The sequence below is a fragment of the Streptomyces sp. NPDC036764 genome, assembly GCF_055609385.1.
Map to the genome: position 1 here is coordinate 1,495,068 of NZ_JBVJPT010000001.1, position 16,896 is coordinate 1,511,963.

At 76.2% G+C, this 16,896-nt stretch carries 1 protein-coding gene (cut by a window edge); it reads left to right on the forward strand.

What is annotated here, in order from left to right; translation table 11 throughout:
* On the forward strand, nucleotides 1–16,893 hold the end of the coding sequence (locus ACZ69Q_RS06415; RefSeq protein ID WP_471037269.1) for a type I polyketide synthase. It extends 22,515 nt beyond the left edge of the window; the window shows 16,893 of its 39,408 coding nt (coding positions 22,516–39,408); the start codon falls outside the window, past its left edge; it ends in the stop codon at nucleotides 16,891–16,893.
* Nucleotides 16,894–16,896 lie beyond the last annotated feature (3 nt).

A 16,896-nucleotide genomic window follows, 5' to 3' on the forward strand; every position in this document is an offset into this window, starting at 1 on the left:
CCCACCTACCGCTTCCAGCACCAGCGGCTCTGGGTGCCGCCCGTGACGCCCGGTGCGGCCGAGGGGGCCGCCGGCGCGGAGGACGCCGTCTTCTGGAGCGCCGTGGAGGACGCCGACCTGCCGGGGCTCGCCCGGGACCTCGACGTCGCCGAGGACGCGCTGGCCGCCGTCCTGCCCGGCCTCACTGCCTGGCGCAGGCGCCGCAGCGAGCAGTCCACGCTGGACGACTGGCGGTACAAGGTGCGTTGGGTGCCGCTGCCCGTGCCGTCCGGTACGGCCGCCGGACGCTGGCTCGTCGTCACCGCCGACGGCGACGACGGCACGGATGTCATGCAGGCCCTCGCCGCGCAGGGAGCCGAACCCGTGCGGCTCGTGCTCGACGACAGCCACCTGGACCGCGCTGCCGTCGCCGACTTGCTGCGGGACGCGGGCCTGTCGGCCGACGGCGATACGACCCCCGTCACCGGCATCGTCTCCCTGCTGGCCGCTGCCGAACAGGACTGCCCCGGCCACCCGGGTGCCGCCCTCGGCACCGCCCTCAACGTCCTCCTCGTCCAGGCGCTCGGCGACCTCGACGCGGACCGCCCGCTGTGGCTGCTGACCCGGGGCGCCGTCGCCACCGGCCGCGCCGACCGGGTCACGCGGCCCGTACAGGCGCAGTCGGTGGGCATCGGCTGGACCGCGGCGCTGGAGCATCCCCGTTTCTGGGGCGGCCTCGTCGATCTGCCCGACACCCTCGACGAGCGGGCCGCGCGCAGGCTCGCCGCCCTCCTCGCGGGCGGCGCACACGACGCCGAGGACCAGCTCGCCCTGCGCGCATCCGGGGCGTTCGCCCGCCGCGTCGTCCGCCTGGCCCAGCAGGACGGGCAACGGCACGGCAGCGCCCCGAAGGGGCGCGGGGAACTGCGCGACCAGCCACAACTCAGCCGCAGCCGATCAACGACACATCGCGACACTGTCGGCGAGGCACTTGGCGAAGCCTGGACCCCCCGCGGCACCGTCCTCGTCACCGGCGGCACCGGCACCCTGGGCCCGCACATCGCCCGCTGGCTGTCAGGCCAGGGCGCCGAGCGGATCGTCCTGGTCAGCCGCCGCGGCCCGGACGCGCCCGGCGCCACCGAACTCGTAGCCGAACTCGCCGAGTCGGGCACCGAGGTCACCGTCGCCGCCTGCGACATCACCGACCGCGCCGCCCTCGGCGCACTCCTCGACCGCCTGCGCGCCGACGGGCACACCCTGCGCACGGTGATCCACGCCGCCGCCGTCATCGAACTGCACACCCTCGCCGCCACCGACCTCGCCGCCGTCTCCCGGGTCCTGCACGCCAAGGTCGACGGCGCCCGCAACCTCGACGCGCTCCTCGCCGACGACGACCTCGACGCGTTCGTGCTCTTCTCCTCCGTCGCCGGACTGTGGGGCAGCGGACAGCACGCCGCGTACGTCGCAGGCAACGCCCACCTCGGCGCGCTCGCCGCCGCGCGCCGCGCCCGGGGCCTGAAGGCGACCTCCGTCCACTGGGGCATCTGGGCCAACGAAGTCGGCGTCGGCCGGGTCGCCCCCGATCAAGTCCGGCGCACGGGCCTGGTGTTCATGAACGCCGACCTCGCGCTCGCCGGGATGCGCCGCGCCCTGGACGACGACGAGACCGTGCTCGCCGTCGCCGACGTCGACTGGGACCGCTACTACCCCGTCTTCACGTCCGTCCGCGAGACCCGGCTCTTCCACGACGTCCCCGAGACCCGGCAACCCGTCGAGAGCGTCGAGCGGCAACAGGGCCCCGCCGAGGGCGAGTTCGCCGCCCGGCTGGCCGCGCTGCCGGCCGCCGAACGGGACCGGCTGCTGCTGGACACCGTGCGCGGGCAGGCCGCCGCAGTCCTCGGCCTCGCCGGGCCAGACGACCTGTCCGAGCGGCGCGCGTTCCGCGACATCGGCTTCGACTCGATCACCGCCGTCGACCTGCGCAACCGGATCGCCTCCGCCACCGGGCTCACCCTGCCCGCCACCCTCGTCTTCGACCACCCGACGCCCGCGGGCCTCGCCGCGTTCCTGCGCACCCTCCTCGACGACTCCGGCCCCCGCACCTCCGGCCCCGCCGCGTCCGTCGCCGTCACCGCAGACGACCCGATCGCGATCGTCGCCATGAGCTGCCGCTACCCCGGCGGCGTCGACTCGCCCGAGGCCCTGTGGGACCTCGTGATGTCCGGCACCGACGCCATCAGCGGCTTCCCCGCCGACCGCGGCTGGCCCGTCGACGCGCTGTACGACCCCGACCCCGACACCCCCGGACGCACCTACGCCGTCCAGGGCGGATTCCTGCGCGACGCCGCCGGCTTCGACCCGCTGTTCTTCGGCATCTCGCCCCGCGAGGCCCTCACCATGGACCCGCAGCAGCGGCTGCTCCTCGAGACGTCCTGGGAGGCCTTCGAGCGCGCCGGGATCGTGCCCGAGACGATCCGCGGCAGCCGCACCGGCGCGTTCATCGGCGCCAGCTACCACGACTACCCCGCCGCCCAAGGTGAGGGCGCCGACGGACACGCCGTGACCGGCTCCCTCACGAGCGTCCTGTCCGGCCGCGTCTCCTACCTGCTCGGCCTGGAGGGCCCGGCCGTCACCCTCGACACCGCCTGCTCCTCCTCGCTCACCGCACTGCACCTGGCCTGCCAGTCGCTGCGCAACGGCGAGAGCGACCTCGCCCTCGCGGGTGGCGTCAGCCTCATGGCCACCCCGAACACCTTCCTCGGCTTCAGCAGCCAGCGCGCCCTCGCCCCCGACGGCCGCTGCAAGGCGTACGGCGACGGCGCCGACGGCATGGCGCTCGCCGAAGGCGTCGGCATGGTCCTCGTCGAACGGCTCTCCGACGCCGTCCGCAACGGCCACCCCGTGCTCGCCGTCGTCCGCGGCTCCGCGGTCAACCAGGACGGCGCCTCCAACGGCCTCACCGCGCCCAACGGCCCCGCCCAGCAGCGCGTCATCCGCGCCGCCCTCGCGGGCGCCGGCCTGGAACCGGCCGACGTGGACGCCGTCGAGGGGCACGGCACCGGCACCGCCCTGGGCGACCCGATCGAGGCCCAGGCCCTGCTCGCCACCTACGGCCAGGACCGCGAACGGCCGCTGCTGCTCGGCTCGGTCAAGTCCAACATCGGCCACAGCCAGGCCGCCTCCGGTGTCGCAGGTGTCATCAAGATGGTCACCGCGCTGCGGCAGGGCGTCCTCCCGCCGACCCTGCACGCCGACACGCCGTCCACGCACGTCGACTGGTCCGCGGGCGAGGTGCGGTTGCTCACCGAGGCCACCGACTGGCCGGACACCGGACGGCCCCGGCGCGCCGCGGTGTCGTCGTTCGGCATCAGCGGCACCAACGTCCACACGGTTCTGGAAGAGGCTCCGGAGCGGGCCGGCGCACGCCGGAACGAGCAGCCGGGTCGGCCGGGTGCGGGCATGTCCGAGGGCGCACAGCCGGGTCAGCAGGGGGCCGGCACGACCGAGGCCGCACTGCCGGGTCAGCAGGCTGCCGGCACGCCCGAGGGTGTACAGCCTGGTTCGGATACGCCCGAGGCCGCACTGCCGGGTTCGGGTACGACCGAGGGCGCACAGCCTGGTACGGATGCGCCCGAGGCCGCACTGCCGGGTTCGTGGGGTACAGCCGATGCCGAACAGCTCGCCGCATCCCAGGACTTGGCGGCGTCCGGCCCGCTCCCCGTGCTGCTCTCCGCCCGCGGCGACGACGCCCTGCGCGCCCAGGCCGGCCGCCTCCTCGCGTTCGCCGAGGACCGGCCCGACCTGCCGGTCGACCGCCTCGCCGCCGCGCTCGCCCTGCACCGCTCGGCGTTCGAGCGCCGCGCCGCCGTGGTCGCGTACGACCGGGACGACCTGCTGCGCGGCCTGCGCGCGCTCGTCGACGGGCAGCCCGACCCCGGCGTGGTCCGCCCGGTCACGCCCGGCGCCGGACGCGGACGGGTCGCCTTCCTCTTCACCGGCCAGGGCGGCCAGCGCCTCGGCATGGGGCGTGAACTGTACGACCGCCACCCCGTGTTCGCCGACGCGCTGGACGCCGCCCTCGCCCACCTCGACACCGGGCTCGACGTGCCGCTGAGGGACGTGATGTTCGCGCCCGAGGGCACCCCCGAGGCAGCGCTGCTCGACCACACCGGATACACCCAGCCCGCCCTGTTCGCCTTCGAGATCGCGCTGTTCCGACTTGTCGAGTCCTGGGGCATCGCGCCGGACTACGTCGCCGGGCACTCCGTCGGCGAGATCGCCGCCGCCCACGCGGCCGGCGTGCTCGAACTGGCCGACGCCTGCGCGCTGGTGGCCGCCCGCGCCCGCCTCATGGCCGGGCTGCCCGAGGGCGGCGCGATGGTGTCCGTGACGGCGACCGAGGACGAAGTCGCCCCGCTGCTGGACCGGCGGGTGTCCGTCGCCGCTGTCAACGGGCCCGCCTCGCTGGTCCTGTCGGGCGACGAGGACGCCGTCGAGGCCGTCGCCGCCGCGCTGGACGCCCGCGGCCACCGCACTCGTCGGCTGCGCGTCAGCCACGCCTTCCACTCGCCCCGCATGGACTCCGTACTCGACGCGTTCGCCGAGGCCGTCGCCGGCATCGGGTCGGCGCCCGCCGTGCTCCCGCTCGTGTCGACCCGCACCGGCGACGTCATCACCGACGACGAACTCGCCGCCCCCGACCACTGGGTGCGGCACCTCCGCGACACCGTCCGCTTCGCCGACGCCGTGACGACCCTGACCGGCCGCGGTGTGCGGACGTTCCTGGAGATCGGCCCCGACGCCGTCCTCAGCGGCATGGCCCGGGCCGTGCTCGACGCCGACCCCGCCACGGGCGGGTCCGCGGCCGTCGTACCGCTGCTGCGCCGCGACCGGGCCGAGGTCCCGCAGCTCACCACCGCCGTCGCGGGTGCCCATGTGCACGGCGTGACCGTGGACTGGGCGGCCTTCCTCGCCGGTGCGGATGTGACGGACCATCACCTCGACCTGCCCACCTACGCCTTCCAACGGCAGCGTTACTGGCCCGAACCCGGCACCGGAGCACCGGCGGTCGCCGCCGACCCCGCCGACGCCGCCTTCTGGTCCGCCGTCGAACGCGAGGACACCAACGCCCTCGCCGCACAGCTCGGCCTCGACACGGACGCCGCCCGATCGCTCACGCCAGCCCTCGCCGCCTGGCGCCGGCGCCGCCACGACCGGGCCCGTCTCGACGCCCTGCGCCACCATGTCGTCTGGCGTCCCGTCCAGCCCGCCACCGCCGCCCTCACCGGAACCTGGCTGGCGCTGCTGCCCGAGGACATGGCCGACCCCGAGTGGGCGGAGGGCACCCTCACCGCCCTCGGCACACCCGTCGTACGCGTCACCGTCACCGGTGACCGCGCGCGGACCGCCGACCGACTCCGTGCCCTGGACGAGCCGTTCACCGGCGTACTGTCCCTCCTCGCGCTCGCGGGAGAGGACGCCGCCGCGCTGACCGCGACCGCCTGCCAGGCCCTCGGCGACGCCGAACTCGACGCACCCTTGTGGTGCGCGACCCGCGGCGCAGTCTCCGTCCTCGGTGCGGGCGAACCCGTGCGCGACCCCGCCCAGGCCGCGGTGTGGGGACTGGGCCGGGTCGTCGCGCTCGAACAACCCGGCCGCCGGGGCGGGTTGGTGGACCTGCCCGACGAGGTCGACGCCGCTGCCGGGCGGCGACTGCGGGCCGTGCTGGCCGGTGGCGTCACCGAGAGCGCCGTACGTGACTCCGGTGTCTACGTCCGCAGGCTCGTGCGGGCCCCGCACCGCGAGACCCCGGCGACTCCGGCCCACGGCCTCGCCGACCCGCACGGCACCGTCCTCGTCACCGGCGGCACCGGCGCCCTCGGCGCGCACGCCGCGCGTCGCCTCGCCCGCGAGGGCGCGGGGCACCTGCTGCTGCTCAGCCGCCGCGGCCCGGACGCGCCCGGTGCCGCCGAGCTGCGGGACGAACTGACCGCGCTGGGCGCCCGCGTCACCCTGGCCGCCTGCGACGCGGCCGACCGCGACGCGCTCGCGGCCGTCCTGGCCGAGGTGCCCGCCGACGCCCCGCTGACCGCCGTACTGCACACGGCCGGCGTCGTCGAGGACCGCGTCCTGGACGCCCTCACGCCGGACGACTTCACGGCCGTACTGCGGGCCAAGGTCACCGGCGCGGAGAACCTCGACGCGCTCACCCGCGAACTGCCGCTGACCGCCTTCGTGCTGTACTCCTCGACCGCCGGTGTCGTCGGCGCCGCCGGACAGGGCAACTACGCCGCCGCCAACGCCCGGCTCGACGCGCTCGCCGCCCGCCGCCGCGCCGACGGACTGCCCGCCACCGCCATCGCCTGGGGGCCGTGGGCCGGATCCGGCATGGCGGCCGGAGAGGACGTCGATCGCCGGCTGCGTCGCGCCGGACTCACCCCGCTGGACCCGGAAGCCGGCGTCGACGCCCTGCTGGACGCCGTCGCCCACGGCGACACCGCCGTCACCGTCGCCGACGTCGACTGGCCCCGCCTCGCCGCCCTTCAGCCCGCCTCGGCCGCACTGCTCACCGAACTCGCCGGGCCCGCATCGGCCGAGGAACGGCCCGGTGAGCCGGGCGGGGACGACCTGCGGACCCGGCTGGCCGCGCTGCCCGCAGCCGAACGCGGCCGGACCCTGCTCGACCTGCTGCGCGCCGCCATCGCCGCCGTCCTCGGCCACGCCGACCCGCGGACCGTCGAGGCCGACTGGACCTTCCGCGACCTCGGCTTCGACTCGCTGACCACCCTCGAACTGCGCAACGGCATCGCCGCCGCCACCGGCCTCACCCTGCCCGCCTCCCTGGTCTACGACCACCCCACCCCGCAGCACCTCGCCGACTTCCTGCTCGGCGAACTCCTCGGCGACACCGCCGAGTCCACGCCCGACGACGCGGTGCCGCAGGTGCGGGCGGTCGCCGACGACCCGATCGCCGTCGTCGGCATCGGCTGCCGGTTCCCCGGCGGTGTGAGCGGACCCGACGACCTGTGGCGGCTGCTCGCCGACGGCCGGGACGCCATCGGCCCGTTCCCCGACGACCGCGGCTGGGACCTCACCGCACTCGCCGCCGGCGCCTCCGCCACCCGAGAAGGCGGATTCCTGGACGGCGTCGCCGACTTCGACGCCGACTTCTTCGGCATCAGCCCGCGCGAGGCCCTCGCCATGGACCCGCAGCAGCGACTCCTGCTCGAAACGAGCTGGGAGGCCCTGGAGCGCGCCGGCATCGACCCGACCGGCCTGCGCGCCACCCCAACCGGCGTGTTCGTCGGCACCAACGGCCAGGACTACGCCACCGTCCTGCGGCGCGGCACCGCCGACGTCCAGGGCTACGCCGCCACCGGCAACACCGCCAGCGTGCTCTCCGGCCGGCTGGCCTACGTCCTCGGCCTGGAAGGGCCGGCCGTCACCGTCGACACCGCCTGCTCCGCCTCGCTCGTCGCCCTGCACTGGGCCGTGCGGGCGCTGCGCGACGGCGACTGCGGCCTCGCCCTGGCCGGCGGAGTGTCGGTGATGTCGGCACCCGACGCGTTCGTCGAGTTCAGCACCCAGGGCGGACTCGCCTCCGACGGCCGCTGCAAGGCGTTCTCCGCCGCGGCCGACGGCACCTCCTGGTCCGAAGGCGTCGGTGTCCTCGTCCTCGAACGGCTCTCCGACGCCCGCCGCAACGGGCATCACGTCCTCGGCCTCATCCGCGGCTCCGCCGTCAACCAGGACGGCGCCTCCAACGGACTCACCGCCCCCAACGGCCCCTCCCAGCAGCGCGTCATCCGGCAGGCCCTCGCCGACGCCGGACTGCGGCCCGCCGACGTCCAGGCCGTCGAGGCACACGGCACCGGCACGACCCTCGGCGACCCGATCGAGGCCGAGGCCCTGCTCGCCGCCTACGGCCGCGACCGCGAACGGCCGCTGCTGCTCGGCACGGTGAAGTCCAACCTCGGCCACACCCAGGCCGCCGCCGGTGTCGCCGGTGTCATCAAGATGCTCCTCGCCATGCGCCACGGCGTCCTGCCGCGCACCCTGCACGCCGAGCAGCCCTCCCCGCACATCGGCTGGACGCCCGGCGGCCTCACGCTGCTCACCGAGCCGACCGAATGGGCCGCCGATCACGGGCCGCGCCGCGCGGGAGTCTCCGCGTTCGGCATGAGCGGCACCAACGCCCACGTCGTCGTGGAGCAGGCGCCCGGGGAACCGGCCGCCACGGAACGGCCGACCGAGGCCCCGGCTGCAATGGAGCTGTCGATCGAGGCCCGGGCCGCGGCGGAACGGCCGACCGAGGACCCGGCTGCAATGGAGCTGTCGATCGAGGCCCGGGCCGCGGCGGAGCAGCCGACCGAGGACCCGGCTGCAATGGAGCTGTCGATCGAGGCCCGGGCCGCAGCGGAACAGTCGCCCGAAGGCCCGGCCGCAGTGGAGCAGCCGACCGAAGCACCGGCCGCAGTGGAGCAGCCGACCGAAGCACCGGCCGTCACAGAGCGGGCGACCGCGGCCGGGGCCGGTGCGGAGCCCTCCGCTCCGTGGCCGTGGGTCGTCTCCGCCCGCACCGCCGCCGCCCTCGACGCCCAGCTCCACCGGCTGCGGGCCGCGGACCTGAACGGGACCGCCGCCGACGTGGCCCTCACCCTGGCCACCGCCCGTGCCGCCCTCCCGCACCGCGCCGTACTGCTCGCCGGACCCCACGGCACGACCGAGGCCGCACGCGGCCGGGCCCGGGGCAGCCGCGGCCCGCTCGCCGTCCTGTTCTCCGGGCAGGGCAGCCAGCGCCTGGGCATGGGCCGCGAACTGCACGCCCGCTTCCCGGTGTTCGCCGACGCGCTCGACGCCGTACTGGCCCGCCTCGACCTGGAACTCGGCCGTCCGCTGCGGCCCCTGATGTGGGGCGACGACACGGCCGCCCTCGACCGCACCGGCACCGCGCAACCCGCCCTTTTCGCCGTCGAGGTCGCCCTGTTCCGGCTGCTGGAGTCCTGGGGCGTCACTCCCGAGTACGTCTCCGGGCACTCCGTCGGCGAGATCACGGCCGCCCATGTCGCGGGCGTCCTCACCCTCGACGACGCCTGTGCCCTGGTCGCTGCCCGGGCCCGGCTCATGGACGCCCTGCCGCCGGGCGGCGCGATGGCCGCAGTACGGGCGAGCGAGGAGGACGTACGGCCGCTGCTCGGTGACGCCGTCGCCGTCGCCGCCGTCAACGCGCCCGACGCGGTGGTGCTGTCCGGCGAGGAGAGCGCGCTGAACGCCGTCCTCGACCGGCTCGACGCCGCGCAGATCACCCGGCTGCGGGTCAGCCACGCCTTCCACTCGCCGCTGATGGAGCCGATGCTCGGCGAGTTCCGTGCCGCGCTCGACCGCCTGACCTTCCGTCCGCCGACGCTCACCGTCGTCTCCAACCTCACCGGACGCCCCGCCACGGACGGCGAACTGGGCAGCCCCGACTACTGGGTACGGCATGTGCGGGAGACGGTCCGGTTCGCCGACTGCGTCGCCGCGCTGCGGGACGCCGGCGTCGGCGCCTTCGTCGAGGCCGGTCCGGACGCCGTGCTCTCCGGCGCCGTACGTTCCCAACTCGACGACACCACGCCCGTGGTGCCGCTGCTGCGCCGGGACGGCGACGAACCGACCGCCGCGCTGACCGCCCTGGCCCGCCTGCACGCCGACGGCGTACCGGTGGACTGGGCGAGCTTCTTCGCCGGAACCGGCGCCCGCCTGGTCGACCTGCCCACCTACGCCTTCCAGCACCGCCGCTACTGGCCCGAGACCGCACCCGTGCCCCAGGCCGACCCCGTGGACGCGGAGTTCTGGCAGGCGGTCGAGGCGTCCGACCCCGCGGCACTCGCCGTCACCCTGGGTGCCGACCTCGGCTCCGAGGCGACGGCAGCCCTGGCGACCTGGCGCCGCAGGCGCCGCGCCCGCGCCGCCGCGGACGACCTGCTCTACCGCGCCGAGTGGGTGACGACCGCGCTGCCCGAGGACTCCGGCACGGGGCGCTGGCTGCTGCTGGCCGGGGACGGCGACGAGGCATGGGCCGACGCCGCCGTCGCGGGGCTGGGTGCCGATCGCCTTGAGCGGGTCGACGCCGCCGTTCCGGAACTGGGTGGCGATCGTATTCACCGGGCCGGCATCGACACGCTCGCCGGTCTCGCCGATCTCGCCGTCGAACCGGCCGGTGTGCTGGCCCTGCCCGGCGCGGTGCGCGCCCACGGCCCGGACGGACTGCTGCTCCTGCTGGAGCGGGCGGGTCTCACGGCACCGCTGTGGTGCGCGACCCACCGGGGCTTCAAGGCCGACGCCGCCGACCCCGCGCCGCAGCCGACGTCCGCCGCGGCCTGGGGTGCCGGACGCGTCGCCGCCCTGGAGCACGCGGGCCGCTGGGGCGGCCTGCTCGACCTCGACACCGCCCCCGACGCTCGGTTGGGCGCCCTGCTCACCCTCGCAGCGGACGCGGCCGGCCAGGCGTCGGTCGAACGCGAACTGGCCCTGCGTGCCGACGGCTTGCGGGCCCGCCGTGTCGTCCGCGTACGCCCGGACGCCGACGGCGCCGACTGGACGCCACGCGGCACCGTGCTGGTCGTCGGCACCGGCCCGATGGGCGTCGCCGTCGCCCGCCACGCCGCGCTCGGTGGCGCCGACCACGTCCTGCTCGTGGGGCGCGACCCCGACGCTGACATCGCCGAACGCGTCCTCCTCAACGCGGACACCGCCGAACGCGGCGTCCCCGGCAGCACCACGGCCGCGGCCCGCGTCACCGTCCACACCTGCGACATCGCCGACCGCACCGCCCTGACCGCACTCCTCGACAGCCCGGACGCCGCCGCGCTCACCGCCGTCGTCCACGCGGAGGAACCCGCCGTCCGGCGAGGAGGCGACCGCACGCCGCAGCGCCTCCACGATCTGCGCGACGGCCCGGCGGGCGAACCCACCCTCGACGACGTACTCGCCGGGGTGCTCGCCCTGGACGAGCTCCTCGCCGACCGCGACCTGGACGCCTTCGTCCTGTTCGGCTCGATCGCCGCGACCTGGGGCGCCCGGGGCCGCGCCGCCGAGGCCGCCGCCGGCGCCGCCCTGGAGGCCGTTGCCGAGCGCGGCCGGGAGCGGGGCCGGGCCGTCGTGGCCGTGGCCTGGAACGCCTGGGCCGGCACCGTGGAGCCGTCCCTCGCCGGGCATCTGCGGCTCAGCGGACTGCCCGCGCTCACCGCGGACACCGCGCTCGCCGCCCTCGACCGGGCCGTCGGCCTCGGCCTGCCCGCCGTCACCGCCGCCGACGTCGACTGGGCGACGTTCGCCCCCGCGCACACCGCGAGCGGCACCTCCACCGCCCTGTTCGCGGCCCTGCCCGAAGCCCGCGCCGCGCTGGCCGCCGCGACCGGCACCGAACCCGGCGACGACCCGGCCGCGCGCCTGCGCGAAGAGATCCGTGCCCTTCCCGCGACCGAACGCGCCGACCGACTCCTGCGCCTGGTACGGGAGAAGAGCGCTCTTGTCCTCGGACACGGCACCGACACGGCCGCAGCCGACGCGATCGAACCCGACCGCCCCTTCCGCGACCTCGGCTTCGACTCGCTCGCCGCCGTCGACCTGCGCGACCAACTGGCCCGCGCCACCGGCCTGACGGTGCCCGCCACGGCCGTGTTCGACCACCCGACCCCGGACGAACTCGCCCGCCACCTGCTCGCCGAACTCCTCGGCGCCACCGGGCAGTCCGAACGGACCAATGCCCCCGTGGTGCCCGCCGCGGCGACCGATGACCCGATCGTCATCGTCGGCATGAGCTGCCGCTACCCCGGCGGCGTACGGTCCCCGGAGGACCTGTGGGACCTCGTCGTCGCCGGCGTCGACGCCACCGGCGACATGCCGCTGGACCGCGGCTGGGACTTCGACCGGCTGCTCTCCGGCGGGCCCGGCGGCAGCATCACCCGGCGCGGCGGATTCCTCGCCGACGCGGCCGACTTCGACCCCGGCTTCTTCGGCATCTCGCCCAACGAGGCCCTCGTGATGGACCCGCAGCAGCGGCTCGTCCTGGAGGCCGCCTGGGAGGCGCTGGAACGGGCCGGTATCGACCCGACCGGGCTGCGCGGCGGCGACGCGGGCGTGTTCGTCGGCGGCACCAGCGGCGACTACCGGCTCCCGGACGAGCTCGGCCGCTGGGAGACCGCGCAGTCCGGCAGCCTGCTCTCCGGCCGCGTCGCCTACACACTGGGCCTGCAAGGCCCCACCGTCTCCGTCGACACCGCCTGCTCCTCCTCCCTGGTGGCGCTGCACCTCGCCGTGCAGGCGCTGCGCGCGGGAGAGTGCACCGTCGCGCTGGCCGGCGGTGTGACCGTGATGTCGACACCGGTCGGCTTCGTCGAGTTCACCGCGCAGGGCGCGCTGTCCGCCGACGGCCGCTGCAAGGCGTTCTCCGCCGACGCGGACGGCACCGGCTGGGCGGAGGGCGTCGGCATGCTCGTCGTCGAACGGCTCTCGGACGCCGAACGGCTCGGGCACCGCGTGCTCGCCGTCGTCCGCGGCACGGCCATCAACCAGGACGGCGCCTCCAACGGGCTCACCGCACCCAACGGCCCCGCCCAGCAGCGCGTCATCCGCCGGGCTCTGGCCAACGCCGGCCTGACCCCGGCCGGGGTCGACGCCGTCGAGGCGCACGGCACCGGCACCAGCCTCGGCGACCCGATCGAGGCCCAGGCCCTGCTCGCCACCTACGGCCAGGACCGCGAACAGCCGCTGCTGCTCGGCTCGGTGAAGTCCAACATCGGCCACACCCAGGCCGCCTCCGGCGTCGCGGGCGTGATCAAGATGGTGCAGGCGATGCACCGCGGACTGCTGCCGCGCACCCTGCACGCCGACACCCCGTCCCCGCACATCGACTGGGCCTCCGGCGCCGTACGACTGTTGACCGAGGCCACCGACTGGCCGGAGAACGGCCGACCGCGCCGCGCGGGCGTGTCCTCCTTCGGCGCGAGCGGCACCAACGCCCACGTGGTCCTGGAGCAGGCACCGGTGGCGCCGAGTGACGAGGCCGCGCGGGAGGTACGGCACCCGCTGCCGGTCGTGCTCTCCGCCCGCACCCCCGCCGCCCTGCGCGACCAGGCCCGCCGGCTGCTCGACCGGGTCACCGCCCAACCGCGTCCGGCCGTCGCCGACCTGGCGTACGCGCTGGCCACCGGCCGCGCCCTGTTCGAACACCGCGCCGCGCTCACCGTCACCGGCCACGACGACCTCACCACGGGCCTCACCGCCCTCGCCGACCCGTCCGGCACCGCCGACGCCCCCGGAGTGCTGCACGCCGACACCCCCCGCCCCGGCCGGGTCGCCTTCCTCTTCCCCGGCCAGGGCAGCCAGCGCCTCGGCATGGGCCGCGAACTGTATGACACCCACCCCGCTTTCCGCGCCGCCCTCGACGAGGTGCTCGGGCACTTCGACCCGGCCGTGCGGGAAGTGATGTGGGGCGACGACGAGACGGCCCTCGATCGCACCGGCCTGGCGCAGCCCGCGCTGTTCGCCGTAGAGGTCGCGCTGTTCCGGCTGCTGGAGCACTGGGGCATCACCCCGGACTACGTCGTCGGCCACTCCGTCGGCGAGATCGCCGCCGCGCATGTCGCGGGCGCGCTGCCGCTCGCCGGCGCCTGCCGGCTCGTCGCCGCCCGGGCCCGCCTCATGGACCGGCTGCCCGAGGGCGGCGCCATGAGCGCGGTGCAGGCCACCGAGGACGAGGTCCGTCCGCTGCTCACCGACCGGGTGTCGGTGGCGGCCGTCAACGGGCCCGACGCGGTCGTCGTCTCCGGCGACGAGGACGAAGTGCTGCGCATCGCCGGCCACTTCGCCGACCTGGGCCGCCGCACCGGCCGCCTCCGCGTCAGCCACGCCTTCCACTCCCCGCACATGGAGCCGATGCTGGACGACTTCCACGCCGAGCTCACCGGTCTCAGCGTCACCGCGCCCGCCATCCCGGTCGTCTCCAACCTGACCGGACGCCTCGCCGGAGCCGACGACGGCTTCGGGTCGCCCGAGTACTGGGTCCGGCACGTGCGCGAGGCGGTCCGGTTCGCCGACGGCGTCCGCACCCTGAGCGAGCGTCAGGTGTCGGTGCTCGTGGAGGTCGGACCGGGCGGCGTGCTGCTCGGTCTGGCCGGCGCCGGTGACGCCGCGTCCGCACTCGCCGTGCCGCTGCTGCGCCGGGACCACGCGGAGGCCGCCTCGCTGAGCACCGCCGTGGCCCGGCTGCGGCTCGCCGGGCTCGGCGTGGACTGGGACGCGTACTTCGCCGGCACCGGGGCACGCCGCGCCGACGTGCCGACGTACCCCTTCCAGCACGAGCGGTTCTGGCCCGAGCACACCGCCCGGCGGGCCGCGCACAGCGAGGACGGCGACTTCTGGACGGCCGTCGAGAAGCGGGACTTCGCCGAGCTCGGCGCCCGTCTCGACGTCGACGACGACGCCCTGGCCAAGGTGCTGCCCGCGCTACTCGACTGGCGGCGCGGCCGTGACACCGAGGCCCGCATGGACGGCTGGCGGTACCGCGTCGCCTGGCAGCCGCTGTCCGGCCTCCCGGCCCGCCGCGCCACCGGCACCTGGCTCGCGGTACTTCCCGCGTCCGGCGCCGACGACGCCTGGACGGACGCGGTACTCGACGGCCTCGGCGCGAGCGTCGTACGGATGCCCGTCGACAGCACGGAACGCGCCGAACTCGCCGCCCGCATACGGACGTTCGGCACCACCTTCACCGGCGTGCTGTCGCTGCTGGCCCTGGACGAGCGTACGGCCGACGACGGGGCGCCTTCCGGCACCGTCGGCACCGCGGCCCTCGTGCAGGCGCTGGGCGACGCGGGCCTGTCCGCGCCCCTGTGGTGCGTCACGCGCGGTGCCGTGGCGGTCGGGGCGGCGGACGTGGCTCCGGCTCCGCGGCAGGCCGCCGTCTGGGGCCTCGGCCGGGTCGCCGCGCTGGAGTACCCCGACCGCTGGGGCGGCCTGGTCGACCTTCCGTCCGCCCCGCCCGGCGCCCGCGAGCTCGACGCCCTCGCGACCGTCCTCGCCGGACACGACGGTGAGGACCAGGTCGCCGTCCGCGGCGGTACGGTCTTTGCGGGTCGGATCGTGCCGGCGCCTGCCGATGGTCGTGACGGCGGCTTCGCGGGTCGGATCGTGCCGGCGCCTGCCGATGGTCGTGACGGCGGCTTCGCGGGTCGGATCGTGCCGGCGCCTGCCGATGGTCGTGACGGCGGTTTCGCGGGTCGGATCGTGCCGGCGCCTGCCGATGGTCGTGACGGCGGTTTCGCGGGTCGGATCGTGCCGGCGCCTGCCGATGGACGTGACGGCGGCTTCGCGGGTCGGATCGCGCCGGCGCCTGCCGACGGTCGTGACGGCGGTTTCGCCGACCGGATCGTGCCGGCGCTGGCCGACGGTCGTGACGCCGGTATCGCGGGCGGGATCGTGTCGGCACCCGCCGATGGCGATGACGCCGGTTTCGCGGGCCGCGTCCTCCCGGCACCTGCCGCCGGCACCGACGCCGCCTGGCAGCCCTCCGGCACCACGCTGATCACCGGCGGGACCGGCGCCCTCGCCGCCCATGTCGCGCGGCGCCTCGCCAAGTCCGGCGCCCCGCACCTCGTACTGGCCGGGCGGCGCGGCTCCGACGCGCCGGGTGCCGCCGCACTGCGTGACGAGCTGACCGGCCTCGGCACGCGCGTCACGCTCGCCGCGTGCGACGTCGCCGACCGGGGACAGCTCGCCGACCTGCTCGCCGGGATACCGGACGACCTGCCGCTGACGGCCGTCGTGCACACCGCCGGTGTCGTCGACGACGGTGTGCTGGACCGGCTCACCCCCGAGCGGTTCGCGACGGTCTTCCGCGCCAAGGCGGCCTCCGCGCTGCTCCTGGACGAACTCACCCGCGACAGCGGCCTGGAGGTGTTCGTCCTGTTCTCCTCGGCGACCGCCCTCGTCGGCAACCCCGGCCAGGCCAACTACGCCGCCGCCAACGCCGTCCTGGACGCGCTCGCCGAACGGCGCCGGGCCGAGGGCCTGCCCGCCACGTCCATCGCCTGGGGTGTCTGGGGAGGCGGCGGCATGGCCGGGGGCGCCGCCGCCGAGGAGGCGATGCGGCGGGTCGGCATCGAGCCGATGGACCCCGAACTCGCCGCCGAGATGCTGTGCCGGCTCGTGACGGAACCCCACCCGACCGCGCTGGTCGCGGGCCTGGCCAAGGGCGCGTTCGCCGGGCCCGCCGCCGGACGGCCGCGCGCCCTGCTGCGCGGCCTGCCCGGCCACGACCGGCCGCAGGGCGCCGCCGAGCCGACGGCCGAACCGGCCGAGGCCCTGCGGGAGAGGCTCGCCAAGCTGCCCCCGGCGCGCCGCACCGACGCGGTCCTCGACCTGGTCCTGGCCCGGTCCGCGGCCGTCCTCGGGCACCGCGACCCGGCCGCCATCGGCGCCGAACGCCTCTTCCGCGACCTCGGTGTCGACTCACTCGGCGCGGTCGAGCTGCGCAACCAGCTCACCGCCGTCACCGGTCTGCCCCTCGCTGCCACGCTCGTCTTCGACCACCCCACCCCGTTCTCGCTCGCCCGGCACCTGACCGAACGCCTCGCCCCCGAGACACCGGCGGCGTCCACCATCTCGCCCGACGACACCCCCGAGAACACCAGGATCCGCGCGGCGCTCACCCGACTGCCCCTGGACAAGCTGCGCGAGGCCGGCCTGCTCGACGAGCTCCTCGCCCTCGCCGCCGGCACCACCGACGGCCCCGAGCCGCCGGCGGAGCCCGAACCCGACGCCGACATCGACGCCATGGCGCTCGACGACCTCGTCCGCGCCGCACTCCAGGGGCACGGGCCCGGCACCGCCGAACCCGATGACCCGCACGACCTGACCGACGAGTCCGCCGAGTGACGG